The following is a 26,544-nucleotide window of genomic DNA, read 5'->3' as shown; positions in this document are numbered from 1 at the left end:
CAAGTCACTTCCCTGTCCTTTAAAAATACGTTTTATTTCGGGCTACGATGATACCCGCTTGAGCAACGACAGTTTGGCAGCCTAGACGATAACCCTCCTCGAGTTCTTCTGGATCAAGTCGTCTATGTTCTGCTTCTGTTGCATCCGCCAAGAGTTCTCTACCTTCTTCAATCAAGCAACGGCAACGAGCACATGTACCTCGCGTACATAAATTCTGAAAGTCTACCTTATGCTCAAGAGCATGCTGGAGAATAGTCACACCTAGCTGAATCTCCACATTCTTGTTTACACTTTTGCCAATAAGTTGTAAAGATGATTCCATGAATTATTTCACCTACTCCTTCGCTGTGTTATACAATATCAAGTATTACATCTTTATAACAGTACTGCCATGCCACCCATAAATCCGAGTATCATAATAATAAAAGCTACGAATGAGAGCATCACTCTAATAAATCCTTTTTTTCTGCTCCTAGCATAAGTTATTAAAAAAACAGATAACCCCATAATCAGTACGGCAATCAGGGAAATCCACATTTTAGTCATAGGATCCATATAGCTAACTCTCCATTTCTTCTTCATAATATGCCGTTATTATATCATGAATTAACACCTTATGACGCAAAAACAGAGACACTACAGCATAAAGCCTAAGGCTTTATGCTATTCATGTCCCTGTTCTAAACCTATGGTCGTTGTGATTCTATTTCTTAATCATCATTTTCATCAACGTTTCCATGCTCTGCGAGTTCATGCCACTTTTCTTAACGGCATTCACAATATCCCTAACAGTATCTTCACTTACGGGCACTTTAGCCATCGCCGATACCTGCTTAATCAATTGACGAAGCTGATCCTCACTTTGCAACGTAGACGGTTTAACCGTACTTGCAAGCTTCTTGACTGCGCCTTCAGTAATGTTTTTACCGCTTTTTTTATTAATTGCATTCAACGCATCTTTTGATATATTTTTGCTCACAATTCGTCCCTCCTCCGTCAAACCTCAAGTTACTATATGAGGCTTAGCTGTAAAAGGTGAATGTGTTTATTGTCTTACGTATGCCACTGCTCCCACGTCTCGATCCGCATGCTTTCCATTTCTGTCTTAGGATCTCGTCCCATCAGTGACTCTACAGCAATCCGAGGATCACGCTCTTTGAAGAGTACATGATAAATCTGATCCGTAATCGGCATCTGAACATTATGCTTAAGGGAGAGCGTATGGGCTGCTTCGGTTGTACGAATTCCTTCCACAACCATACCCATGGAATCCAGTACGTCCTTAAGTTTATTACCTTTACCCATCAATGAACCCGCACGCCAATTTCGACTATGCTGACTCGTCGCTGTAACTACAAGGTCACCAATACCCGCAAGTCCCGAAAAAGTGAGCGGATTAGCTCCTAATTCTACGCCGATTCGAGATATCTCAGCAAGGCCTCTAGTTAATAAAGCTGCCTTAGCATTATCTCCGAAGCCCAAGCCATCAGACATGCCCGCACCTAGGGCAATAATGTTCTTAAGCGCTCCCGCGAGTTCCACACCCACGGTATCGCGGTTAGTATAGACGCGAAAATAGGAGTTCATGAATAAGTCTTGTGCTGCTTCAGCACGTTCTTTGTTCAGTGAAGCCACTACAACGGTTGTAGGACATTGACGGATCACTTCTTCAGCATGACTTGGTCCTGAAAGAACGACGATATCGCCTTCATCACATCCAAGTTCTTCGGAAATCACCGTTGACATCCGGTTTAAGGTCGCACTCTCAAAGCCTTTAGTAGCATGGATACAAAGCATATCCTCTTCCCAAAAAGAACTTAGTTCATGACATACTTCTCTCATCGCAGATGAAGGAGCAACAATAACAACAGCAGAAGACCCTTCGACAGCTTCCTTCATGCTGTTCGTAGCCTTTATGTTATGAGCGAGCTCTATATCTGGTAGATAGCGACTGTTCGTATGTTTCGTGTTTATTTCCTGAACCTGTTCGGAGTTATGGCTCCACAAAGCAACTTCCCTATGATTGGAAGCTAGAACACTGGCCAAAGCTGTTCCCCAACTTCCAGCAACCAGTACAGTAACTTTGTTAGACACCTTGTTTCCCCCTTTTGTTAGACCCTTTAGAACCAATCTTATTCTCACGTCCCTGAACTATCTTGACGATATTACCTCTGTGGCGCCAGAACGCAAACAGGCAAATAATAAGACTAGTCCAAAAAACAGAAGCTGTGTACCCACCTAGAATCAATAGAAATACAGGTGTGAATGCAACAAATACTAATGATCCGAGTGAAACATATCTAGTTGCGATAATAATTAGAATAGCTAGAATACCTGCGTAAAGAGCTGGTAAAAAGCAAATGGACACCAACACGCCGATTGTAGTAGCAATCCCCTTTCCCCCACGAAAATGGAAATATAGTGGCCAGTTATGCCCAATGATAGCAGCAATCCCACATAAAGCAGGAATCCATGTGCTATCACCTCCAAGCCACTTACCAATCGATATAGCCACAATACCTTTAATCACATCTAGACAGAGCACAATAATGGCTGGCCCTTTTCCTAATATCCGCAGTGTATTGGTAGCTCCGGCGTTTCCGCTTCCATGCTGACGAATATCAATGCCTTTAAGCATTTTAGCAAGTAAAACACTAAAACTAATGGAGCCAAGCAGATAACTCATGATGATTGCAAGAATTTGCACCAACAAACGTTCCTCACCTAACTTTCATCAGACTTACGCCGTGTGAATATACGAATTGGCGTCCCCTCGAAATCAAAAGCTGCACGAATTTTATTCTCTAAATAACGCTCGTAAGAGAAGTGCATCAGTTCAGGATCATTAGCAAAAATGACCATGGTCGGTGGTTTAACTGCTACCTGGGTTGCATAGTTAATACGCAATCTACGACCCTTATCCGTTGGTGGTGCATTCAATGCTACAGCATCAGATACAACATCGTTTAACAAATGGGTTGCAACCCGTAGTGAATGCTGCTGCGCAACTCGCTGTACCACTGGAAGTAACTTTTGAAGGCGTTGTTTCGTTTTGGCCGAAAGAAAGACAATCGGTGCATAAGTCATGAATAAGAAATGATCCTTAATCTTCGTCTCAAATTCTTTCATCGTACGTTCGTCCTTATCTACGACGTCCCACTTATTAACGACAAATATAGACGCTTTCCCTGCTTCGTATGCATAACCAGCGATATGTTTATCCTGATCAATAATACCTTCTTCTACGTTGATGACCACGAGTACTACATCCGCTCTCTCAATAGCCTTCATCGCTCTCATCACACTATATTTCTCAGTTGTTTCATACACTTTACCACGCTTACGCATACCCGCGGTGTCAATAATAACGTAACGTTGTCCATCACGCTCAAACGGTGTATCAATCGCATCACGAGTCGTACCCGCAACCTCACTTACAATAACTCGCTCTTCGCCTAAAATCGCATTAACTAAAGAAGATTTACCTACATTCGGACGACCAATCAAAGCTACCTTAATTACGTCAGCATCATATTCATCATCTTTAAGTTCCGGAAGATTGATAACAATTTCATCCAGCAAATCGCCTATGCCTGTACCGTGACTTCCTGAGATCGCAATAGGATCCCCAAAACCCAGACTATAGAACTCATAAATATCCTCATTGCGGCGAATATTATCTACTTTGTTAATAGCCAACACAATAGGTTTGCCTGAGCGGAATAACATCTGAGCAACTTCTTCATCTGCCATTGTGATCCCAGTCTTCGCATCACACATAAAGACAATAACATCGGCTTCTTCAATCGCCAGCTCCGCTTGCATTCGGATCGACTTAAGCATGTGGTCATCACCATCAATCTCAATACCACCCGTGTCAATCACACTAAATGCCTTACCGTTCCAATCAGATACTCCATATATCCGATCACGTGTAATACCCGGCTTGTCTTCTACAATAGCTAGACGATCACCAATTAATCGGTTAAAAATAGTTGATTTACCTACATTAGGCCTGCCCACAATCGCTACAACAGGTCTTGCCATATTTCTCTCCTCCAGTCAATTCTTTCGGTTATCATCATATCAAAAAACGTTAGTCTTGGCTAACGAATCATGAAGTCCCTTATTGCTCTAGTATGTAATAAGTTGTTTACGGGGGGAATTGACGTACCATACTCCCGTAATCACTTCTTCATTGCCAATACTATTATGTGCAATCACAAAAAAAAATATCGGCGAACCCGCGGGAGGGTTCGCCGATGAAGAAGAATATCAGATCCCGATCATTTGAATTTATCGAGCTTATCGCCAAACAAATCTCCAAGGTTAATGCTAAGTCCTTGATTACTTAACGATACGTTAGGATTGTTAAGTTCTTCTCTTGGCGCTCTGCTGCTAGACTTCTCAGATCGTGGAGCTTGAGCTGGTGCTTCTTCTGTTTCTTTGATACTAAGACTAACTCGTCTTTCAACTGGGTTCATGTCAAGAATTTTAACTTGAACTTGTTGTCCTTCTTTTAGAACTTCTTGCGGTGTAGCAATATGTTTGTGTGAAATTTGAGAAATATGCACCAAACCTTCTACTCCTGGAGCAAGCTCTACAAACGCACCGAAAGCAACAAGGCGTCTTACTTCACCCGTTACAACATCACCAGTATTAAATTGTCCTGAAGCACTTTCCCAAGGACCTGGTTGAGCAGCTTTAATACTTAGGCTAATTTTGCCCTTTTCAGGATCAACTTTAAGTACCTTCACTTTAACTTGGTCGCCTTCAGATACTACGTCAGAAGGTTTGTCAACATGACTCCACGCCATTTCTGAAACGTGAACCAATCCGTCAACTCCACCTACATCTACGAAGGCACCGAACTGAGTCAGACGTTGAACAGTACCTTCAAGCTCTTGACCCTCTTTAAGGTTAGCCATAATTTCAAGCTTCTTAGCTTCAAATTCAGCATCAAGAACATCTTTTTGGGACAAGATCACTTTATTATTCTCACGATCAAGTTCCTTCACTTTAACGCGAAGAGTGCGACCTTTGTATTCGCTGAAATCTTCAACGAAATGACGTTCTACCATGGAAGCAGGGATAAATCCACGAGCACCCACATCCGCTACTAGACCACCTTTAACAACGTCTGATACAGTTACTTCAATAATTTCTTGACTTTCGAAAAATTTCTCAAGATCTTCCCATGCATTTTCGCTATCAATCGCGCGTTTCGACAGGACCATCTTTTCTTTTTCGTCATCAATACTTACCACTTTACATTCAACTTCTTGACCAATTGCTACGGCATCAGAAGCGTTGTCCACTTGAACTGAAGACAGTTCACGAACAGGAATTACACCGTCATATTTATATCCAATGCTTACATAAGCTTGGTTATCTTCCAGTTTGACGATCGTTCCTTTCACGGTGTCCCCTTTTTTCAAGGATACGATTTGTTCCATTTCCTCTTGGTTTGATACTTCAACTACTTCTTCATTCTTAATTTCTTCCGACATATCAATACCCTCCTCAATTCAAAATCCCATTTATTTAAACCTGCTAAAGCAGTGTTCAAAACTAATAATAGACAATTATAGCTTTCCAAAAAGTACTATTGTTCATGCATTTTAATTTAATCGCGTGATGGTTTGCCACTTTTCTGCATTTCATAAATGCGAGACATAATTTTGTCTGTTGCAGCTTCTAATTGATCTCCAGAGCCTTCACCCTTGAATTCGGATAAATCGATTGGCGCTCCGTATACAATTTTCATTTTTCGGAAAAGCTTGTACTCACCGACTATTGCTGCTGGGACAACCGCCGCATTGCTTCTAAGTGCAAAACTAGCTGCACCCTTCTTAGCGATCCCTGATGTAGAGTTACGTGTACCCTCAGGAAAAATACCCATCATATCACCTTGACGCAAGATATTAATAGAGTAGCGAATTGATTCTTTACTCACACCACCCCTTTTAACAGGGAATGCACCAAGCTGCCGAAGTAGCCAACCAAATCCAGGGATGTTAAACAACTCTGCCTTAGCCATATACTTCACCGAACGCTTTAATTTAATTCCGAGTACAATGGGATCTCGAAGACTAGTGTGATTACAGCAGAGAAGAACCCCACCCTCACTAGGAACATTCTCCTTACCAACCGCTTCTAATCGATAGAGAAAGGCAAAGATTGCACGTAGTAGCGCCCTACAAAAAATGTAAATCATTATACGCTCTCTCCATCCCTCTGAGATCTTCTGCAATAAGAAACAATCCTGTCTACAACCTGATTGATCTCCATATGTGTGGTATCAAGCACTATTGCGTCATCAGCGCACCGAAGTGGAGAAATTTCTCGCTGTTCATCCAGTGAATCTCGCTGTGCAATATCGCGTTCAAGCTGTTGAAGTGTTGTCTGTTCTGCTTCACTCAGTTCATTGAATCGGCGGAGCGCTCGTTCCTTCACAGTCGCTGTCATAAAGATCTTCACTTCAGCATCTGGAAGTACAGTAGTACCGATATCGCGTCCATCCATAACGACGCCTTTGCGCAAAGCCATTTGCCGCTGTAATTGAACCATATGGTTACGCAGCCCCTCGATTTGCGCATATCGAGATACTATTCCATTCACTTGGTTAGTACGGATATAATATGTAACATCTTCTCCGTCCACAAGCACTTTCTGTCCATCAACTCCAGGTATTAATTCAATCACCATGTTTAGGGTATGATGAAGTACTTCATCGACCATTTCTGGTTCAATGCCTTGTTTCAGCATGTACCATGTCACAGCGCGATACATCGAACCTGTATCAACATAAATGTACGAAAGCTGATTAGCTACTAAACGGGCTACAGAACTTTTGCCTGCCCCGGCAGGACCATCGATTGCTATATTAATTCTGTATTGTTGCGTTGTGTCAGGCCTATCCAATGGGGCATTCCTCCTATGACGTTAACCTCAAGAAAAAAGCAGGCATTGCCTGCGACGTGAAAATTATACCACATATAAGATGCTGATGCAAAAGAGATCAGTCCAATTTCTCATACCAATCCTTGACATTATTATCTTCCACCAGCACACCGTCCAATTTATAAACAGATGACACATAACCACGCAATGACGGAATATGGAGACAAACTTGAAATATAACTAACGCAATGACGAGTATGAGCAACAGATTTTTAACGAGCTTCCCACCATGTTCATAACATCGTTCGACTGTATTCATGATGGAGTGCGTTTGTCTTTTATCATTATTCATTTTCATGAACTCCCAATTTTTAACGTTAGTTTATCCAGAGGGATCCAGACTCATTCGTTTAAATCAATTCGAAAATTATCGATTACGGAAATCGAATTGTCTTTCAAAGCAATATCTAATAATTTTTTGACACTCCATATCGGATATTCCAGAAAATTTAAGCATCACTACTTTCCGATTAGCCTCATTTGTCTTTATATGCACGATTTCAGCATTGAAGGGGACATGTTCCAAGGAACCATTTTTATAAGTAACTAGAACCCAGCAGGAGATTGTACTTCCTTCAATAAGCTCATAACCTGAATCACATATGAATGAAAGCCCTCCACCACTGATATCAATTGTTCTAGCTAAAAAGCGCGGTAAATCCCCTGCTTTAACAGATAGCTCTAATTCAGTCATTACCCTTAAAAAAGTACGACGCTGAATTTGAGAGATATTATCTAATTCTGGCATCCGAAGCTTTACCATTCGGATCACATCTTCTTTAAATCCCGTTACATATGTATTAAAGTAATTTTTAACTCCACCATCAGTCATGAAGAAAATGGACAGTTCATCTCCCAGGAAAAGCTTTTTCAGATGTCCATTGTTTTCTTGCATCGGTATTTCAATTAAAATTGTATTATCTTCCATCTCAGTTATTCTTGATTTGTACTCGTTTTTAGATTCCTTCTCATTAGCAGAATCTAATCTGATAAACAAAATATCATTAATTTTGGGTAACAAGTCTATCCACCACCACATGTTATTTATGATTCGACAATTATTATAACATGTATCTGGATTGCTGTAATTAAGAGGTTTATAAAAAAAGAAGTCTTCTAGTAATCGTTCCTAGAAGACCTCCCTACCATTAAATAACAGCTATTATCTCGTCTGCATTCTCATTTCCTCCACACTTTCTTCTGCACCACTCTCTGAGTTGATATAAATCCGGTATTGAGCCCCGTTGATTGAACCCCCGAATTCATAGCATAGTACTTCTTTCGACAATTCGTTTTCAATTAAAGCCTTACGATGGTAATCCTCTTTAAATTCAGGATTCAACATTTTTCGACTCTGTTCAACAGTGAGCTTGGGCTGTGGAATAGTACGATTATCCTCGTGTTCATATATAAAGTTACTTGATTGGAACCCAATAACCTCTCCGTTATCAAGTCCGACACGTACCGTTATTTTCTCAGGATAGATGAGAACATCATCCTGCTTACTAACATAGGTGAAGTTCCCCATATTACCATAGTCATCTGAGGTAATAGCTGTCATATTGGGATACCCCTTTTTATCAAGGAATTTATCCGCTTTCTCAACGGCTTGGTCCATAGATACTGCTTTATTTCCTACTTTACGGTTATCCGTGTAGGAAATCAATAAACCACCCTTTTGAGTAAAGTCCATGGATAATGAAGCTTCTCCCTTCTTACCACTTTTAACTTTTGCTGTATATGAAGCCCACTCTGTCCCTTGACCATTCTCTGTAACTTGAACCTCAGGATTCTCGCCTAAATTAGCAAATTTAATTGCTTTACGCTTAACATCTTCTTTGGTAACTGGAATTCCGTCTAATTTCTTAATTGCACGTTTATCCTCTATTGATGATGCAGAGGGTCCCCAATCCAGCTCTGGGTATTCGCCCACCTTTTTATCAACCGTTTTAAAGCCATCAACAATGGTGTTATCCATCACCTTATCTTCGTTGGCCATAGCACTCTCCACATCCATCCAGCGCAGACGATTCTTAATAACCTTATTCTGTACCTCTTCTAAATCTTTGGTGATGTCTGCTGAATCTTTGTATAACACCTTCAAGTTCTTGACTTCCTGTTCACTAAGAGGCTCCTTGTCCATATCTCTTATAGAAGTCAGATAAGAGAATTTCGAAATTTTGGATAAGAGTTCTTCTGTTTTATTAAAAGGAAGCATCGTTAAAGGTAGTTGATTAATCTCATTTTGCGCTTCACTAGTTAGGCGCCAAACATTGATCAAGCCCTTACGGTGCATTGCATTAGATGTTGAGTTAACAGCTAAAGTATTCCCAATTTCACCATGCAATCGATCCATGTGGTAAGACAAATCATGAAACGCACGTTGATATTGGTTCTCCGCTTTAATCAATACGGCGTTCTTTTCTTGATTCTCCTGATACCCCCATACGAGCGCACCAATGAGGAATATCGTCATAACAGGAAACAATACGGCACTCAATCGCTTATACATAACTAAAAAACTCCCTTCTTCTAATCACTATCAGTAGTGTGACAAGAAGAAGGAAGTCTTATGCGAGAAATTCGCAAAAAAAGTTACTTGTTTCATTTCAATGAATTTCTCGAACACTTCTAATCGAATTTTCATACTAGAAAGGAACCTCTTCGATTTCAAAATGTTGCTGATTATCGCATATACACTGTTTAAATCCCGTCTCGATTTTACCTTGTTCCTTTTTGCCAGCTAGGAAGAAACGCTCTCCACATTGTCCACAAACAATTTTCACTTTAACGCGCAAAGAAAAAGACACCTCCAGCCTTAGGTAATAACTCTAAAAGTTATCACTTCATCAGATCAAGTCTGTCCATTATTTGTATATATTAACCTCTTCTTCTCTCTTTAGAAATCGAAAGGGTGAACGACTATTCGCTCTCTTCACCTTCCCCATTCCCCCATACCATAAGCTCGCCATCAATGGGATAATGAACCAAATCCAGTAATTAGCCATAGTTGATAGGATGAGATCGTATACCCCATGAACAAACCATGAGAAGAGAAATGAGTATATAAGGTACTTCTTGACCACTTTACCTTCTGCAAACCGAGCTCGACCAATATAATAGCCCATCATCACTCCAAACAAAGCGTGCCCCGATACAGGAAGTAAGGCCCGAATAAACATAGTTCCTACTGATGCATGACTATACCAGGCATAAAGTACGTTCTCCACCGTTGCAAAACCAAGCGAAATGGCTACTGCATAAAGAATGCCATCATATGGTTCATCAAACTCGGTATGGTTATAAATCATGTGATATAATACGAACCATTTCAAGAATTCCTCTACACCTGATGAGATAAAGAAGGAATCAACGAAGGGATTCTCTCCAAGACCTAGTGTAAGTCCTCTCTGGATTATCATCACCGGAAAGACGATTAATAGTCCTAGCAGGAACACTCTGAGCACCATATGAAGTGGTTCTTGATCATATTTATCCTTAAGATAGAAATAGGTCAGTAAGGCAAGGCTCGGCGCCACTGATGACGCAATAATCGAAAACAATAGCACCGTTACTTCCCTCCATCTGTGTATTACTAAGATTCATCTTATTCTTGGCGTGCAAAATGCTCACAAATGATCTTGATTGCATCTTGCGCCATGATTACTTTACCGTATTCTTCAAGAACTGCTTCAGTAGTGGAAGTAGCCTCTCCAAATTCCGCCAGCACCGCAATCAACGCAGGATGTTTATCATCCTCTAAATCTGCAGGGTCCAAGTATAGAACCCACTTATCTTTATAGCTATACAGTATGCCTGCCTCAGTAATATGCCCTTGAAGTACATGTGCCGCTTCAATTAAAATTTCGAAATCACTAAAAGCGTACACAATGGAATCACTTTGTTCCAGCGTAACTTCCATTTCATAGATTTCTTCAGGCATTTCATCTTCTCCGAGACTACTGTATAGATGATGATCGTATTTCCCACGAGTCACTATTACGACCATTCCTTGAGCAGGCAAAGCGAAAACCTCTACAGCCAATGGCCCTGTTGCATCGAAACCGACTTCATTATAGGCTTGATCCATCATGTCAGTAAATAGGTCATGCACCTTCGGTATTTCTTGCCACATGTCTTCTTTTTGGATGCCCCGCTCACTCAGGTCGTCAAACGTGAGGAAAATCCGTATCTTATCTGGACTTAAACGTTCTATTTTCATGACAGGATCCTCCTCTGTAACAATGAGATATAACAAGTTATGATGTCTCATTTAATGTGTGCTGAAAATGGTTCTTATGTAAGTATCGTATCATTTTATATCCACAAATGCACGTAATAAAAAAGACAAAAAAAGAATCATTTATCACAGGCAATAAATGCCTGGAAATGATTCTAATTGTTGATTCAAGTTTACAATCCGGGTATGACCGTATTTGTTTCTCTAAGAATCAAATCTACTTCTTGTTTTACATCTGGATTACTACGAATGAAATCCTTTACCATGCTTAGGTTAGATTCCTTCGAATAGGTCGGTGTCTTGCTTCCGGAAGTTGCGCTGGAACTTTGAGATGAGTGAGAACTTGAGCCTTGGGTGGGATACCCACTATCGTTGCCGCTCATGATGCCGCCCATTGTCGCAAAATCCATCACTTTATCTATGGCTTTATCAGCCATTTGACTGACAGGTCCATTACCTTGTCCCGTTGTCCCTTTATTCTTAGAAATCATACTCGTTGCTGCTGCTCCAATCAAAACACCCGTTAAAAATGACGAAGTATTCACATTTACTACCTCCTTATGTGATAGAATCATGCCTAGTATTTGCTTAATCAACAAAGCTCATACGGCTAAATATAGGAAAGTGAGATGGAATAATGACAAAACCTACAGCAGTGCTATTCCTAGCCATAAGTCTTGTACTTAGTGCCTGTAACAATCAAGAAAATACACAAAGCTCACAGCCAGAACCTGCAGTTCCCACAGGCGAAGTACAGCAGCTAGAACCTGAACCTGCCGCTATCATCGAAGAAAATAAGGAACCTTCAACAGAAGTAGAAGTTCCAGAAGTTTCTGAAGTTTCTGATTCAGAAGCTGATCCAGAAACTGAAGAAGCTGAATTAGAAGTTCCCATCAAGTACCATATGAACAGTAATTATGATATTGTTCCTAACGATGAAAGCTCTCCTAAAAAGGTCGTTCTGCTTACTTTCGATGACGGGCCTAAGGAAGAAGCGATGATTAATCAGTTGATCGACACGCTAGATAAACATTCGGCGAAAGCGATTTTCTTTGTAAATGGCTACCGTGTTAAAGAGCATCCCGAACTGCTGAAACTCATTCATGATCGAAAGCAGATTATTGGTAACCATAGTTGGGATCATATTGAATTGAACAAGGAATCGGAGACAACGGTAAAGAAACAAATTGAAGATGTACAAAAAATTGTTAAAGATACCATCGGTGAAACTCCTGTATTCTTTCGCCCACCTCATGGCTCTGGCGGTGATGTAGGGAAGAAAGTAGCCAAAGAGAATGGACTACTCTATATGACATGGTCTAATGGTTCATTAGATTGGGAAATGAAGTCAAAAGACAAGAATAAAACAGAAAAAATCATTGCGAACGTAATGGATCAACTACATTCAGGAAGTAACATTCTAATGCATGAGTTACCTTGGACAGTTGAAACCTTAGATACTTTACTTACCAAGCTAGAGGCTAAGGGATATTCCTTTGTTGATCCACGTAGCATTGAGCTATCCATGCGTTAAGAAACATTTCATTATGTATGAACAAAAAGGTTGCCCTGATGTTTGACAAGAACATCAGGGCAACCTTTTTGATGATGTTAAGACTGAAGACTTTTCTTGCGTAATGTAATGAGGTTCATTTCCGCTGAACAGCGAAACCGAAGTGGAACATGCCTATACCCAAATCCTCGGCTAACCAACATCTGAGCATTCCTCACTAACCCATAAGGTTGTTTCCACTTGAATAAGCCGTGCGCATGTTGTTGATAAAAGCCACTCAATTGTGGGGCTCCTATAAATGGAATAATGATCTGTCCGCCATGCGTATGACCCGACAATATCAAATCTGCTGGCAGCGTCGTATAGCGCGTAACCCAAGCTGGGTCATGTACAAGCACGACTCTACATCGATCCAGTTCTTCCTCAGGAAGTCTAGGGAGCGCCGGATACGCATGTTTATATACATGAGGGTAATCCATCCCCGTTAGCCACACTCGTTCTCCGTTATGTTCTAATAAAGTATTATCATTCTGTAGTAGGGTCACATCATAACGATGCAATAAGTCATCTAGTCCAGCCACATCTGCGTCATGATCATGGTTACCATGCACCGCATAAACAGGTGCGACACTTTGGACAGACTGAATGTTACGCTCCACCTTAGATAGCGGCACATTCTTTTCCATAATATCTCCACCTAAGAACACCCAATTCACAGTTCCCTTCATAGAAAGCAACAAATCACGTGGCAACGTTCTGCGATGAATGTCCGTTATCAAAAGAATGTTACAACCATCAAATGCATCCGGAAGTCTATCCAATTCAACATCTATAGGAATAATATCATTCCGCATGGCTTCATGAATCATCCAACTAATTAGACACACACCTGACACAATCACAATCATACCCAGGATCCACATCATCCCTATAATTATCACCACATTTCCTTCCAATCAGGTGCTCCCTCGATTCCCCACCATACTAATCCTATCGTAAGCAAGAAGAATAACACGATGAGCGTATTTAAGAATATTTTACTAAGTTTCATACGTTGCGATGAATACGTATCCGTTCTTGCAGGAACGGGTTCCTGATCATCATTCTGCGTATCTATAGCTGGAGATGAAACTGTTTCTTTAACATCTGCTGTGTCGGTTACTTTCCGTGTAACCCTTTGTAACAATGGCTTACTTTTCTCTTCTAAACGTCTTTTCTTCAGGCTCTCTACCCGACTTAGTTGATTACTCATGATGCTTCTTCCCTCCGAAAACGAATCACAAATCCAGATATACAATCAATAACGAAATGACACAAAATTGGAGCGAGTATGGTCCCCGAGTGAATATATATGTAACCCAAACCGTAGCTGCTGAGAAATACCCATCCTGTCGGGATCCAGTGTTTCAAATAACGTATATGAATAACTGCGAATATAATACTAGTCCAATATGGACCTATAGCATATTGCATGGCCCCTCTAAATAACATCTCTTCACATACCGCAACTATTGCTGCAATACAAATGATATGCCAGATCGGACGATTCCCAAATAAAAGTTGGTTAATCCCGCCATCATCCATACTATCTTCTGGCATTATTCTAGACACTAAGAAATCAACAGCAAGCATTATAGCTGCCAATCCAAGACCCCATGCCACAAAACTTTCATTTTCACCTATAGAAAATAGTTCAAAAGGGTTTCTCTTCTGTAATAATAACCACACGATACCGATAAACAATGTAAGGCCCTGTGTAATGTATAAGTTGAGCAAGAGTAACCGCTCTGTTAACTGGTCTGCAGTCACTTGCTTGATCTTAATTTTCGGAATTTTTAGTTTGATTTTTTTCATTATGGCCTACCTGTTCTACAATTTGTTTTATTTTTTATTAAAGGAGCTAATTAACGATGAAAAACAAATCCTCTAGAAGTGAAATGTACTTCAGCTTAGCCTTTATTTTCGTACTTATTCTAGCTGTAGCCGCCTTTTTTTCGGGCGTAAAGGTGGGAGCAGATCGAACGGATGCTAAATACGAATATTTAAAAGTATCCCCTACCGCACCTGAATTCTCAGATTCTTATCAGCAAAAGGATTTAGTTACTTTCTATCATACCGTATTTTTACCCTATCGCGAGTTCAAATCAGAATGGGTCTCTCAGACTGAAGCATTCATTCGGAATGAAGATGCAAGCAAGAATAAAAAGTTGCTCAAAAAACTGAGCAATCTTGCAGATAAAAAATATAATGAGGTTATGAAAGATACCATGTATACTTCCTCCCCACTACTGCAAGATGCCCAAACGAATCTACTCAAAAGCATTCGTTTATTTGGAGATTCCATAACTAATCTGTCTGCCTCCAATCAGAAGAGTAGCGAGCAGATCATGAAGGAACTTCAACAAGAAACCTATTACAAAAGTGCTACCAAATATGGTCTTCTTGCACAAAAGAATTTTTATGCTGCTATGCTAAAATGGGGAGCTAAAGTAAATCCTGATATTCCTGAGCAATATGCATATCAAAAACAACTCTCACTAAAAGAATGGGATGAGTATCCTTTAATTGTCAAAAATGCTGCTGTATCGGCAATTCTATTAAATAACTCCATGTATGGTGCTTACGATCCACATGATATGACAGCAAAAATCGATTATATGCTTAATACAGGTAGTGCCCAATCTCTTAAATTAACAACTGTACAATCTATCATCAATTTGCTTAACCGTACCGATGCAGTCAAAGAAAATGACTTTATGAAAAAGAAAAACCTATATCAGGAGGAACTTCTTCCTCAAATCCCTTTTTTCTACGAATAAAAATCTAGTAAACCCATGAAATACTCTACAAAATAGCATAGCGAATATTGCCGAACATTTCAAGAAACCGGATTTCGGGGCTCACTTGTAGAATTGTGCGCACTGCTATTGACAGGTATTACGTCACCATGATACATTATGACAAAATTAAGTTCGAAAACAACGATGATGGAAACAAGACATTACATAGTCTACAGAGAGCCGGTGTATGGTGCAAACCGGTGGCGAAGTTGTGTTCTTAGCATTCCTGAGAAACTGCATTGAAATGAAGTAGGTGCAGTCGGATGACATCCGTTATCAGTTATGGTCTTGATTGACCATTGAGGCTGCTGATGTCTAGCAGTGAATTAGGGTGGTACCACGAACAACTCTCGTCCCTTACTACACGCCAGTAGTATGCGGATTAAGAGTTTTTTTGTTATCCCTTTCCTTTGATGCGTCAACGCGTTACAACGGTTTTGCGGAATGTATCTTAAAGAGGCGCATTCCTTATTATATTAGCTTAATCATTTAAGGAGGACAAACTCATGTTTAAAGTATTGGTATCGGATCCTATCAGTGATCTCGGAATTCAGCAATTGATGGACGCAAGTGATGTAACGGTTGTGAAACAGACAGGTCTTAGCGAAGACGAATTGGTAGCAATTATCGGCGAATACGATGCATTGTTGGTTCGTAGCCAGACTACAGTAACGGAACGCATCATGACAGCTGGAACCAACCTTAAGGTTGTAGGACGTGCGGGAGTTGGCGTGGATAATATAGATCTTGAAGCAGCAACGAAGCGCGGAATTATCGTTATTAATGCACCTGACGGTAACACGATTACGACATGTGAACACACTTTTGCAATGATGATGGCTCTAGCGCGTCATATTCCACAAGCTTATGCCAAGACGATTAAAGGAACATGGGATCGTAAAACATTTATCGGTGTTGAGCTTAACAACAAAACATTAGGTGTTATGGGAATGGGACGGATCGGTAGCGAAGTTGCAAGACGTGCTAAAGCGTTCGGAATGAATATCCTTGCATATGACCCGTTCCTTACTGAAGAACGTGCAGAGAAAATGGAAGTGAAGCTAGCTTCTGTCGATGATATTATTAAAGGTGCGGACTTTATTACCGTCCATACGCCTCTGACACCTGAGACACGCAATATGATTTCTCGCCCACAATTCGAAGTGATGAAAAAAGGAATGCGTATTATCAACTGTGCACGCGGCGGTGTCATCGATGAGAACGCCCTAATCGAAGCCATTGATCAAGGTATTGTAGCCGGAGCTGCTTTTGATGTATTCGAACACGAGCCTCCACAAGCAGACCATCCTTTCTTAAGTCATCCACAAATTATCGTTACACCTCACTTAGGTGCATCGACAATCGAAGCGCAAGAGAATGTAGCCATTGATGTATCTGAAGAAGTATTACACATCTTACGCGACGAACCGTTCAAAAATGCTGTTAACATTCCACCTGTTGCTCCTAGTGTGATGAATAAGCTACAACCTTACTTCTCCCTTGGTGAAAAGCTTGGTCGCTTTGCTGCCCAAGTTACAAATCAGGCTGTAAGTGAGATCCAAGTAGACTATGCCGGTGATCTCTCTGATGTTGATACTTTACCACTCACTCGTTATATTATTAAAGGTGTGCTCTCTCATCACCTTGGTAGCGAAGTCAATATCGTCAACTGCACACACCTTGCTAAAGCCCGCGATGTGAATGTCGTTGTATCTAAAGCACCAAAAACAAAAGGCTTCACAAACTTGATCTCTGTCACTTTAAAAACACAGAATAATCAAGATTCCCTCGTTGCAGGTACATTGCTACAAGGTTACGGAGAGCGTATCGTATTGCTAGATAAGTTCCCAGTTGATATCGCACCAGCGGGACATCAAATATTAATCTCTCATAACGATAAACCAGGCATCATTGGTAAAGTAGGTACACTTCTAGGACAAAATGATGTCAACATCGCATCGATGCAAGTAGGACGCAAAATTGTTGGCGGTGAAGCGATCATGATTCTTACTGTAGATAAAGAGGTACCTAAGAATGTATTGATTCAATTAGCTGCACTACAAGAAATTAATACCGCTATAGAGATTGTTTTAGACTAAAATATAGGTATATAGCACTGATATATTAATCGTCTAATAGTCATAACAAAAAGGCTGTCCCAAAAGTCATGAAAATGGCTTAGGGACGCCTTTTTTTATAACAAATATGCAGGAATACGCTGGCAAGTAAACGCTCCACGATCGACCCGTTTCTCCAATTGATATTTTTTGTTATTATTTCAAATGATTACTCTTGTATCTCGTGCTGTTCCCAGCCCATTGTCCGACGAATCGCATCCTGCCAAATGAGATATAACCGTTCACGCTCTTCTTGGTCCATAAGAGGTTCAAACGACTTCTCAGCCGTATTGAATTCCTTTAATTGTTCTTTCGTCCATACTCCACTAACTAAGCCAGCGAGTAACGCCGCCCCAAGTGCTGTCGTCTCTGTATGCTGAGTACGTATGACCTCCACACCAAGAACGTCTGCTTGGAACTGCATTAATAGATTGTTAGATACAGCTCCACCATCAACACGAAGCTCTCGAAGCGGCATCCCTGCATCCTTCTCCATGGCATTAATGACATCCCTTGATTGATAAGCAAGCGACTCTAGCGTCGCACGTACGATGTGATTCGCAGTGGTCCCTCTTGTAAGGCCAAATATAGCTCCGCGAGCATACATATCCCAGTAAGGAGCTCCAAGACCTGTGAATGCAGGTACAACCACTACTCCATCACTGCTGGACACGCCAAGAGCAACCTCTTCAGATTGTGCAGGCTCATGAATTAGACCCAGACCTTCTTCTAACCATTGGACAGCAGCCCCAGCTACGAATACGCTACCTTCTAGTGCGTAATACATTTCTTCGCCTATACCCCAAGCCACTGTTGTAAGTAGTCCATGAGAGGATGTGACTCGTTCATTGCCTGTGTTCATCAATATAAAACAACCGGTTCCATAGGTATTCTTAGCACTCCCTGCTTCAAGGCAAGTATGACCGAATAAAGCAGCTTGTTGATCACCAAGTACTGAATGAATGGGAATAGACACACCATCGAACCATTTCGGATCTGTATCGCCAAAATGGTGTCCCGACATATACACCTGAGGAAGCAGCGACCGGGGAATGTTTAATTCTAACAATAACTCTTCATCCCAGCTTCTAGTCTCTAAATTAAATAACATCGTTCTGGATGCATTCGTGACGTCTGTTGCATGCACCTTGCCGCTAGTCAACTTCCAGATCATCCATGTATCCATCGTCCCCGCTAGTAGTTGTCCCTTCTCCGCCTTGGCCCTTGCTCCTGAGACATGATCAAGAAGCCAAGCGATTTTGGTAGCTGAGAAATACGCATCGATTAGAAGGCCCGTTTTGTCCGTTACCCTTTGTCCAAGCCCTCGAGCTTTTAACTCTTCACAGAGTGTGGCAGTGCGTCGATCTTGCCATACAATAGCCGGATGAATCGTTTCCCCACTAACACGGTCCCATATGATCGTTGTCTCTCGTTGGTTCGTAATCCCTATAGAACGAATCTGGTCTGATGAAATTCCACCTGCATGCAAAGCTTCTTTCGCCGCGAGCAATTGCGATTCCCATATTTCTTCACCATCATGTTCAACTAGACCTGGAGCGGGATAACTCTGCTTGATCGTAGTCTGTCCTTGCGATACAGCAATGGCTTTGTTGTCAAATATAATGGCCCGTGAACTTGTTGTCCCCTGATCAAGGGCTAATATATAAGGTTTACTCATCAATTGCTAATCCTCCTTAGGTTCTTGCCATACAAGCGAAGAATAAAAATTACTTAATTTACCATATTTACTCACTCTATTTATTAACCCTATTTGTTCCACGTTGAACAATATTTATGTGTATACTTCTACAAAAAACACCTCTGGTAAGAGGTGTCATCTAAACAATTCTTCATTATTTCCGATATTCGACAGGTAAACTCACTGTGAACGAAGTCCCTTCACCAAGTTTACTTGCCACTTTAATACCCCCATGATGGAATTCAATAATATTCTTGACAATGGAGAGACCTAATCCTGTTCCACCGGTCTTTCCACGAACTCTTGCCTTATCCGCCTTGTAGAATCTTTCAAAAATAAACGGTATATCTTCTTTCGGTATGCCGACTCCTTCATCAATAATTTGCAGTTGAAGCGTTCCTGCATCATCCTTCTGAATTCGTTCGGCTATAATATATACACTTTTACCACTAGGTGTATGATGGAAAGCATTATCAAGTAAATTCGTCAGTACTTGCTCCAACTTATCCTCATCGGCTGATTCAAGAATCAGGTTGTCGGAATGCTTGATATAATGGAGCTTAATCCCATATTCTTTAGAAAGAACAGAGAATTTGCGAAACACACGCTCAAGTAACTCATGTAGATCAAGCATAGCCATAGCTTCATCTGTATGTCCAGCTTCCATCCTTGCCAGAATCAACAGATCTTTCACAAGTCGACCCATCCGGAGCGATTCGTCATGAATAACTTGAATCAACTCTTGGCTTTCTTCTGGAGATGTTGCCATACCATCCAATAAAGCTTCACTATAACCTTGCATCATCGATAGTGGTGTTCTTATTTCATGTGACACGTTGGCTACGAAGTCTGTTCGCATCTTCTCTAACCTTACTTGTTCCGTTACATCCCGCATGACTGCTACTGCCCCACGAATATGATCATCGGAATACAAAGGTGTCATATGCATAGACCACACGCCATCCTTAACATGTACTTGTGAGCTCGAATCTCCACTACCATTCAGCGTCATATCAAATAAATCAAGCAAAGGTCCGGGAACTTCATTGATGTGACCCTCTTTAGAATCATAATCCCAATCCAAATCTTTCCACAGTTCGATCACATTCTGACCTTGAGGATTCGTCAAGATGACCTTTCCTGAGTTATCAAAGGTAATCACAGCGTCGCTCATACTTCGGAGTACACTTGCCAGATGTTCCTTCTCTTGATTGAGATTACGAATGTTATCTTCTAACTCAGCTGCCATATGATTAAACGTATTAGCAAGTTCTCCAATTTCATCGCTAGTAACAAAGGATAACCTGGTTCCATATTCACCTTGGCGGATCGCATCAGCTGCCAATATTAATTTCTTCATGGGCTGAGTAATCTTAGTTAATAGAAACAAAGCGAAAAAAGTGGTCATAGAAAACCCAATGATACAGGTGTATGTAAACAAACGTTTGATATCACCGGAATTCGTAAAGTTCGTGTCTATATACGGAAGTAGAAACAGCCCTAATGTGATGAGCACAAAAGCCACCAGACAAATGATTGTAATCCACAGCTTACCTACAAGTGATCTCCAGAAGTTCACGTTACTTCGCGACCTCTAACTTATAGCCAACGCCCCATACAGTAGTAATCATAGCTGCTGATTCTGGAGACACTTTGTTCAACTTCTCACGCAAACGCTTCACATGGGTATCCACTGTACGTAAATCGCCAAAAAACTCGTAGTTCCATACATCCTTCAGTAGCTCTTCTCTAGAGAATACCTTATCCGGTGAAATCGCCAAATAATGTAGCAATTCATATTCCTTAGGTGTCAGACTGACTTCCTCACCGCTTGCGGTTACTCTGTGCGCATCATGTTCGATAATCAAATACGGGAATACAATATTATTACTTGAATTGCTCTCTTTTGATAAATAAGCAGTTGCAGACGAACGACGTAAAATCGCCTTCACACGATAGATGACTTCACGTGGACTAAACGGCTTTACAACATAATCATCAGCACCAACTTCAAATCCTTGTACCCGATTAATCTCTTCTCCCTTTGCTGTCAACATCAACACCGGAGTCGATTTCACTTGTCTGAGACGCGAACATACCTCTGCCCCATCTATTCCAGGCAGCATTAAATCCAGCACAATCAATCCATATTCATTGGTTGTAGCCTTTTGTAGTGCTATTTCACCATCTTCAGCTTCATCAACTTCATAACCTTCTTTTTCCAAGTACATTTTGAGCAAGCGGCGAATTCGTTCTTCATCGTCCACTACTAGTATTCGGTTCACATGCTCCGACATCATCAACAACCCCTTTATTATCCTAAGAAGGCATCCAAGCAGAAAGTCTTATTCATGATCAAGATAGACCTCACTCCACAAAAGATCCACTTCTAAAGACCAATTATAACGAAAATCCGTTTCAACATTCAACAGCAAATGTGAAACGGATTGTCGAATTACACTATTTTTTAACGAATAAACTAATTTGTACCTGCATAAGAGTGTAGTCCAGCAACAACTAAATTAATACCTACAAGAGTAAACATTACCACGATAAACCCTATTACCGCAAGCCAAGCTGACTTCTGACCTTGCCAACCACGTGATAATCTTAAGTGTAAGTATACACTATAGAAGAGCCATGTAATAAGTGCCCATACTTCTTTGGGATCCCATCCCCAGAAGCGTCCCCAGGCAATCTGTGCCCACACCATGGCGAAAATCAGTGCACCTAATGTATAGATAGGGAATCCGATCGCGATGGCTCTATAAGCAATTTCATCTAAGTCATCTTGATCTATCCCATTTAATAAAGGATGGATTGCCTTACCAATAGATTTGCGAAGAATAAGTCGAATGAGCGCATATAAAATTATTCCAGAGATAATGGACCAGATTACGGTATTCAACTTCTTACCTGCATTAATCCCATTCATCCAAGAAGGAGCATCGAATAGAGGCTTGCTAACGCCTAAGAAGGATTGATAACTTTCAATTTTACTATCATAGGGAGCTACAATAGGAGGTAAATTATACTCTACTGTGGTAATAGTAGCTGCGGTCTCCACCCCTTGTGCAGCTTTTTCTTGGGTGAATACGGATTCATATCCCCCAAGACGGAATGCAAATACGGCTACAAGAAATCCAATAATAATGACGATAGAGAATAACGTGAACTCTACGCCACGTTGTTGACGTCGATCCGATTTACTCTTGCTAGAAAAATTCACAGTACGCAAGAGGTACATAAAGCCTGCAGCAGAACCGATGGCAAAGAAGGATTGGCCTAACGCCGCCATGGTCACATGAATTTTCAACCAGTAGGATTGAAGTGATGGAATAAGCGGCTGCACTTCCTGCGGGAATACGGCCGCATATGCCATAATGACAATGGTAATAGGAACAGCGAAGAGTCCCAATAGTGTCTTCTTATAAATCATGTAAACAACCGTAAATGCTACGATAATCATCATGGACAGAAAAGCCATGAACTCGAACATGTTACTAACAGGAGTGTGACCTGCACCCTTCCAGCGGGTAAAAAAATAGACGAGTTGAGCAACTAAACCTAAAGAGGATACAACGAAAGCTATATTTCCCCATTTTTTCGTATGCTTCTCAGCATCTCGATTTCTCCAATTGCGTCCCATGACGGCCACACCATATAGAATAAAGGCTACACAATAAATAAAGAATGAGATCATAAAAAAGTCACTACTAATATCTAATAAATTCATGCTTGATTCCCTCCGTTTTCCAAGGACTTTTCGTCCACTTCCAAATTCACCTTTTGCAACACAGTACAAACTTCTCGTCGAATCCCGAACCAGTTTTTGTTCGTATGTGCACCTAGAGTTAGCATGCCTTCGTCAATACGAAGCCAGATCCGCCGATGCTGCCAGTAAAAGCCCATAATCAGACCTAACATAACAATAGCTGCACCCACCCATATGAACGGCATAGCTTTATCTACTCTAATGTTTAAATAGGAGGTAGACATGGCGAAATCGACATTCTCCATCCCTTTTACATCTAATTCATACGAGTAATCTTCTCCGCCTAGTCTAGCGTTGATCTGATCTTGTTGAAAACGCTCTTTATCGATCTGTTTAGGGAAGTAGAAATATTGCACACCTTCAGCTGGTAAATTCGGTCCCTTGATTAGAAAGAGAAAAGCTGGCGCATTCGGATTAGGTGACTTAGTAACAGGCACACCTTGATCATTCAATCCAAAATCCATATATTTCTCTTTCAGTTCAAGGGTTAAATCACCTAGCTCATATTTACGTTCTGGGTTTTTGATATCTAATTTAAAGTTGCCATATTCCTTACCTGTTGTCTTATCAATAAGTGTTGGAGTTACGGATCTTAGAATCGGAGTGACATCATAATCAAACTGATAGGCTTTGAGTCCTTTATAATTTAAGGCATCATTTACTTGAATATCATGTCGTGCAACTTCCTTCAGAACAGGTTCCTTGGTGACATCATCACATTCTGATGTACATTCATAAAGCACAGCTTGTGTCTGAAATAGCTTAGGCATTATTTTCCCTTTACCTTTAAATTCATCAGGAAGATCATCCTCTGTGTAATACTCAACGGTGAACTTCTCATTTTTTAAATATAAAGAGGTATTCGTAATATGTTTAATTTCCCCTTCAGGAAAAGCCATATGTTGGTCCATATGTAGACCAGGAAGCCCTCTTGCCAATACAGCCAGTAGAAATATGATAAGACCAATATGAAGGACATAAGGCCCCCAACGGCTGAAACGGTATTTCTCAGCAAGCAACGCAGTACCTTCCGTATGAACTCGATACCCTCTTTTCTTAAGCGGAGCCACGATATTCTGCACCCACGCTTCGGGATCTCCTTCAATTGGAGTTTGGAGCACAACTTTTTGACGCGTTAGAAATTGAATATGTTTACGTATTTTTTGCTTAGTAAGAGCTTTGTATAGCGGGAGTACACGATCCAAGCTACAAATCACGAGTGAAGCTCCGATCATGACTAACAAGGATACGAACCACCATGATTCATAAGTGTGGGACAGACCCAACTTGTAATAGATTGTTCCCGCCGTACCGTATGTATCTGGATAATAAGTTGACGGATCGACATTCAAGAACGTACTCTCCTGTGGGAAAATGGTGCCTAGCATTGAACCTACAAGTGTGAATATAATCATGTACACAGCGATCTTAACCGAGGAGAAAAAATTCCAAATGCGGTCAATGATATTGGGATTATCGCGTTGAGAACGCCGAGCCATCCCGTCATATCTCATTTCTAATACTTCTTGAGATTGTTGATCCTCTTCAGCTAGGGGTTTACCACAAGCTTCACATAACACAGTTCCAACAGGGTTCTGGTGGCCACAATCACATTTCGTATTCTTAAAAGACACCAAATTATTCATCATTGTGATCCCACCAACTGTTCAATTTGAGTATCCAGTGTATTTAGATCCAGTTGCCCAATATGGATGTTATTCACCCTACCATTAGCCGACACAAAAATGGTGGTCGGAAGGGGCGATATGCCATAATTCTGAACCGCTTCTTTGTTGGGATCGAGTAACACTGGGAAACTAACTTTCACTTGCTTCACAAAGTTCTCAACAGACATCCGGTCTTCTCCGGCATTAATCCCGATGACCACCACATCCTTGTCTTTCCACTTCTCCGATTGCGCTTGCAAAGCCGGCATTTCTTTAACACATGGCTCACACCATGTGCCCCAGAAATTTATAACCAATGCTTTGTCCTTGTATTCATCCAAATTATGCACTGTACCATCTAGTCCCAGTAAATTGAAATCAGGTACTTTTTTACCTGCTTCAGCTTTACTATTCGAGCCCATTACATTCGATACAATAGCATATCCTCCGAGTATGACGATCACAAGGAGGATTATAATTTGAATTTTTTTTCTGGATTTCCCCATTTTGAAGCCCCTCTTCTATGACATTAATCATAATTCATTCATATGTTGTGAACATCCTATGAACAATTATAACGAAATTTGTCATAAATGTAGCCGCTATATTTGAAAGTTATGTGACCTTTACCATTTCTTTTTCGCAGGCTTCGGAGATTTAGCTAATTGTATCAAATCATTCACTTCATCTTTGGTGAGATGACGATACAAACCACGCTTCAAATTATGCAGCAACAATTCACCAAATGCGATCCGTTTCAACTTAATAACGGGATGGGAAATAGCTTCAAACATCCGGCGAACCTGGCGGTTACGTCCTTCATGGATCGTTATTGAAATAATGGATTCATTCTTGGCTGTATCGATATCCTTGTATTCCACTTCCGCTGGTGCTGTCATGCCGTCATCAAGCATAATACCTGCCTTCAGCTTGTCCAATTCACTACCGTGCGGCACACCTTTTACTGTGGCCATATATGTTTTTGGCACATGGTGTTTGGGGTGTGTAAGCAGATTAGCAAACTCGCCATCATTTGTGAGCAGAAGCAATCCTTCTGTATCATAATCAAGTCTACCGACTGGATATACTCTCTCATGAATTCCCTTTAAATAATCAGATACAACTTTACGTCCCTCAGGGTCTGATGCACTTGTAATAACCCCTTTAGGTTTGTTCATAACCACATATACCTTTTTCTCATGCTTAATCGGCTTACCAGCTACCGTAATGATATCTTGGTCGGGGTCCGCCTTTGTTCCTAGCGTAGTTACGGTTTCCCCGTTAACTTCCACTTTACCTGCAACGATTAATTCTTCGCATTTACGTCTCGATGCGATTCCTGCTTGTGCTAATATTTTCTGTAATCTTTCCATTATCAAAAGTCACCTCAAGCTAATGATACTCATCAGCAGGATAAATCACAAGCTCATTTGATCGAAAATATCACTCAAGGGCATGCAGCGAGTGGGGATGAAGATAAAAAGGGGGATATCTTTATAGCAGTAAGAAGCTCCATCACAAGCTACTCATGTATAGAAGACCTTGACAAGTGGTATATATTGAAGCCTCCATATGTAATAAATTAACACTCTTGTCATAGTAGCTATTTATAACATATGAAGGGGTCCCTCTTAGAGAGGTTGTTCAAAACTCCCATGACCTGACGGCCACCCCCATGGATGAAAATAGGATGCATGTTTGAAACCATACAGCCCTAGCACATACTTGGA

Annotated in this window: 29 protein-coding genes and 1 other annotated feature; of the genes, 3 read left to right on the top strand and 26 right to left on the bottom strand. The window is 40.9% G+C overall.

What is annotated here, in order from left to right; all coding sequences use genetic code 11:
* Nucleotides 1-19: 19 nt before the first annotated feature.
* The 16 genes from J2T13_RS22210 to J2T13_RS22135 form a co-directional block, all read right to left on the bottom strand.
* Entirely contained in the window at nt 20-322 is a 303-nt protein-coding gene (locus tag J2T13_RS22210; protein WP_429374550.1) for a 2Fe-2S iron-sulfur cluster-binding protein, read from the bottom strand.
* 53 nt (nt 323-375) lie between these two features.
* On the bottom strand, nt 376-555 hold the full coding sequence (locus J2T13_RS22205; RefSeq protein WP_429374549.1) for a DUF2768 family protein: 180 nt from the start codon (nt 553-555) through the stop codon (nt 376-378).
* Nucleotides 556-703: 148 nt separating this feature from the next.
* Nucleotides 704-979, bottom strand: coding sequence for a stage VI sporulation protein F (locus tag J2T13_RS22200; protein ID WP_429374548.1), 276 nt, complete (start codon nt 977-979; stop codon nt 704-706).
* A 74-nt stretch (nt 980-1,053) separates the two neighbouring features.
* Nucleotides 1,054-2,094, bottom strand: coding sequence for an NAD(P)H-dependent glycerol-3-phosphate dehydrogenase (locus J2T13_RS22195; RefSeq protein WP_429374547.1), 1,041 nt, complete (start codon nt 2,092-2,094; stop codon nt 1,054-1,056).
* Complete coding sequence (gene plsY, locus J2T13_RS22190) at nt 2,087-2,713, bottom strand: glycerol-3-phosphate 1-O-acyltransferase PlsY (RefSeq protein WP_429374546.1); 627 nt, start codon at nt 2,711-2,713, stop codon at nt 2,087-2,089. The genes J2T13_RS22195 and plsY overlap by 8 nt, the downstream gene beginning before the upstream one ends.
* An 11-nt stretch (nt 2,714-2,724) precedes the next feature.
* Complete coding sequence (gene der / locus J2T13_RS22185) at nt 2,725-4,047, bottom strand: ribosome biogenesis GTPase Der (RefSeq protein WP_429374545.1); 1,323 nt, start codon at nt 4,045-4,047, stop codon at nt 2,725-2,727.
* 239 nt (nt 4,048-4,286) lie between these two features.
* Nucleotides 4,287-5,510 (bottom strand): 30S ribosomal protein S1, encoded by a 1,224-nt coding sequence (rpsA, locus tag J2T13_RS22180; RefSeq protein WP_429374544.1) that lies wholly within the window; start codon nt 5,508-5,510, stop codon nt 4,287-4,289.
* A 116-nt stretch (nt 5,511-5,626) separates the two neighbouring features.
* On the bottom strand, nt 5,627-6,217 hold the full coding sequence (locus J2T13_RS22175; RefSeq protein WP_429374543.1) for a lysophospholipid acyltransferase family protein: 591 nt from the start codon (nt 6,215-6,217) through the stop codon (nt 5,627-5,629).
* Nucleotides 6,217-6,924, bottom strand: a complete 708-nt coding sequence (gene cmk / locus J2T13_RS22170; RefSeq protein WP_429374542.1) for a (d)CMP kinase — start codon at nt 6,922-6,924, stop codon at nt 6,217-6,219. Before cmk ends, J2T13_RS22175 begins: the two co-directional genes overlap by 1 nt.
* A 97-nt stretch (nt 6,925-7,021) precedes the next feature.
* Complete coding sequence (locus tag J2T13_RS22165) at nt 7,022-7,255, bottom strand: hypothetical protein (protein ID WP_429374541.1); 234 nt, start codon at nt 7,253-7,255, stop codon at nt 7,022-7,024.
* A 75-nt stretch (nt 7,256-7,330) separates the two neighbouring features.
* Nucleotides 7,331-7,984, bottom strand: a complete 654-nt coding sequence (locus J2T13_RS22160) for a flagellar brake protein (protein WP_429374540.1) — start codon at nt 7,982-7,984, stop codon at nt 7,331-7,333.
* 141 nt (nt 7,985-8,125) lie between these two features.
* Entirely contained in the window at nt 8,126-9,475 is a 1,350-nt protein-coding gene (gene ypeB, locus J2T13_RS22155) for a germination protein YpeB (RefSeq protein WP_429374539.1), read from the bottom strand.
* Nucleotides 9,476-9,611: 136 nt separating this feature from the next.
* On the bottom strand, nt 9,612-9,761 hold the full coding sequence (locus J2T13_RS22150; RefSeq protein ID WP_429374538.1) for a hypothetical protein: 150 nt from the start codon (nt 9,759-9,761) through the stop codon (nt 9,612-9,614).
* A gap of 69 nt (nt 9,762-9,830) precedes the next feature.
* Nucleotides 9,831-10,532: a glutamic-type intramembrane protease PrsW gene (prsW, locus tag J2T13_RS22145; protein WP_429374537.1), complete on the bottom strand. Its 702-nt coding sequence runs from the start codon at nt 10,530-10,532 to the stop codon at nt 9,831-9,833.
* 38 nt (nt 10,533-10,570) lie between these two features.
* Nucleotides 10,571-11,185: a genetic competence negative regulator gene (locus tag J2T13_RS22140; RefSeq protein WP_429374536.1), complete on the bottom strand. Its 615-nt coding sequence runs from the start codon at nt 11,183-11,185 to the stop codon at nt 10,571-10,573.
* 191 nt (nt 11,186-11,376) lie between these two features.
* Entirely contained in the window at nt 11,377-11,748 is a 372-nt protein-coding gene (locus J2T13_RS22135; RefSeq protein ID WP_429374535.1) for a hypothetical protein, read from the bottom strand.
* A gap of 92 nt (nt 11,749-11,840) precedes the next feature.
* On the opposite strand from J2T13_RS22135, the gene J2T13_RS22130 reads away from it, so the two are divergent.
* The gene (locus J2T13_RS22130) at nt 11,841-12,737 is read left to right on the top strand and encodes a polysaccharide deacetylase family protein (protein WP_429374534.1); all 897 of its coding nucleotides are present in this window, start codon (nt 11,841-11,843) and stop codon (nt 12,735-12,737) included.
* A gap of 77 nt (nt 12,738-12,814) precedes the next feature.
* On the opposite strand, the gene J2T13_RS22125 is transcribed toward J2T13_RS22130, so the two are convergent.
* Genes J2T13_RS22125 through J2T13_RS22115 form a run of 3 tightly spaced genes read right to left on the bottom strand, consistent with a single transcriptional unit; the run spans nt 12,815 to nt 14,570 of the window.
* Nucleotides 12,815-13,642 (bottom strand): metallophosphoesterase, encoded by an 828-nt coding sequence (locus J2T13_RS22125; RefSeq protein WP_429374533.1) that lies wholly within the window; start codon nt 13,640-13,642, stop codon nt 12,815-12,817.
* Between the two features lie 11 nt (nt 13,643-13,653).
* Nucleotides 13,654-13,968 (bottom strand): hypothetical protein, encoded by a 315-nt coding sequence (locus J2T13_RS22120; RefSeq protein ID WP_429374532.1) that lies wholly within the window; start codon nt 13,966-13,968, stop codon nt 13,654-13,656.
* Entirely contained in the window at nt 13,965-14,570 is a 606-nt protein-coding gene (locus J2T13_RS22115; RefSeq protein WP_429374531.1) for a CPBP family intramembrane glutamic endopeptidase, read from the bottom strand. Before J2T13_RS22115 ends, J2T13_RS22120 begins: the two co-directional genes overlap by 4 nt.
* 56 nt (nt 14,571-14,626) lie before the next feature.
* On the opposite strand from J2T13_RS22115, the gene J2T13_RS22110 reads away from it, so the two are divergent.
* Nucleotides 14,627-15,535 carry a hypothetical protein gene (locus J2T13_RS22110; protein WP_429374530.1) on the top strand — a complete coding sequence of 303 codons (909 nt, stop codon included), beginning with the start codon at nt 14,627-14,629 and terminating at the stop codon, nt 15,533-15,535.
* Nucleotides 15,536-15,691: 156 nt separating this feature from the next.
* Nucleotides 15,692-15,917, top strand: a binding site (T-box leader).
* A 145-nt stretch (nt 15,918-16,062) separates the two neighbouring features.
* Nucleotides 16,063-17,655, top strand: coding sequence for a phosphoglycerate dehydrogenase (serA, locus tag J2T13_RS22105; RefSeq protein WP_429374529.1), 1,593 nt, complete (start codon nt 16,063-16,065; stop codon nt 17,653-17,655).
* A gap of 187 nt (nt 17,656-17,842) precedes the next feature.
* Here the strand turns inward: serA and glpK are convergent, their stop codons facing one another.
* The 7 genes from glpK to J2T13_RS22070 form a co-directional block, all read right to left on the bottom strand.
* Nucleotides 17,843-19,351, bottom strand: coding sequence for a glycerol kinase GlpK (gene glpK, locus J2T13_RS22100; RefSeq protein ID WP_429374528.1), 1,509 nt, complete (start codon nt 19,349-19,351; stop codon nt 17,843-17,845).
* A 175-nt stretch (nt 19,352-19,526) separates the two neighbouring features.
* Nucleotides 19,527-20,951, bottom strand: a complete 1,425-nt coding sequence (locus tag J2T13_RS22095) for a HAMP domain-containing sensor histidine kinase (RefSeq protein ID WP_429374527.1) — start codon at nt 20,949-20,951, stop codon at nt 19,527-19,529.
* 1 nt (nt 20,952) lies between these two features.
* Nucleotides 20,953-21,669: a response regulator transcription factor gene (locus J2T13_RS22090; protein WP_429374580.1), complete on the bottom strand. Its 717-nt coding sequence runs from the start codon at nt 21,667-21,669 to the stop codon at nt 20,953-20,955.
* Nucleotides 21,670-21,851: 182 nt separating this feature from the next.
* On the bottom strand, nt 21,852-23,108 hold the full coding sequence (ccsA, locus tag J2T13_RS22085) for a cytochrome c biogenesis protein CcsA (RefSeq protein ID WP_429374526.1): 1,257 nt from the start codon (nt 23,106-23,108) through the stop codon (nt 21,852-21,854).
* Nucleotides 23,105-24,796: a cytochrome c biogenesis protein ResB gene (gene resB / locus J2T13_RS22080; protein ID WP_429374525.1), complete on the bottom strand. Its 1,692-nt coding sequence runs from the start codon at nt 24,794-24,796 to the stop codon at nt 23,105-23,107. The genes ccsA and resB overlap by 4 nt, the downstream gene beginning before the upstream one ends.
* On the bottom strand, nt 24,793-25,320 hold the full coding sequence (locus tag J2T13_RS22075; protein WP_429374524.1) for a redoxin family protein: 528 nt from the start codon (nt 25,318-25,320) through the stop codon (nt 24,793-24,795). Before J2T13_RS22075 ends, resB begins: the two co-directional genes overlap by 4 nt.
* A gap of 120 nt (nt 25,321-25,440) precedes the next feature.
* The gene (locus tag J2T13_RS22070; protein WP_429374523.1) at nt 25,441-26,187 is read right to left on the bottom strand and encodes a pseudouridine synthase; all 747 of its coding nucleotides are present in this window, start codon (nt 26,185-26,187) and stop codon (nt 25,441-25,443) included.
* Nucleotides 26,188-26,544: the final 357 nt, after the last annotated feature.

Origin of the sequence: Paenibacillus sp. DS2015 (assembly GCF_050433705.1) — a bacterium.
In the GTDB taxonomy this organism is placed as follows: domain Bacteria; phylum Bacillota; class Bacilli; order Paenibacillales; family Paenibacillaceae; genus Paenibacillus_AQ.
This window is presented reverse-complemented; position numbering and strand designations above follow the sequence as displayed.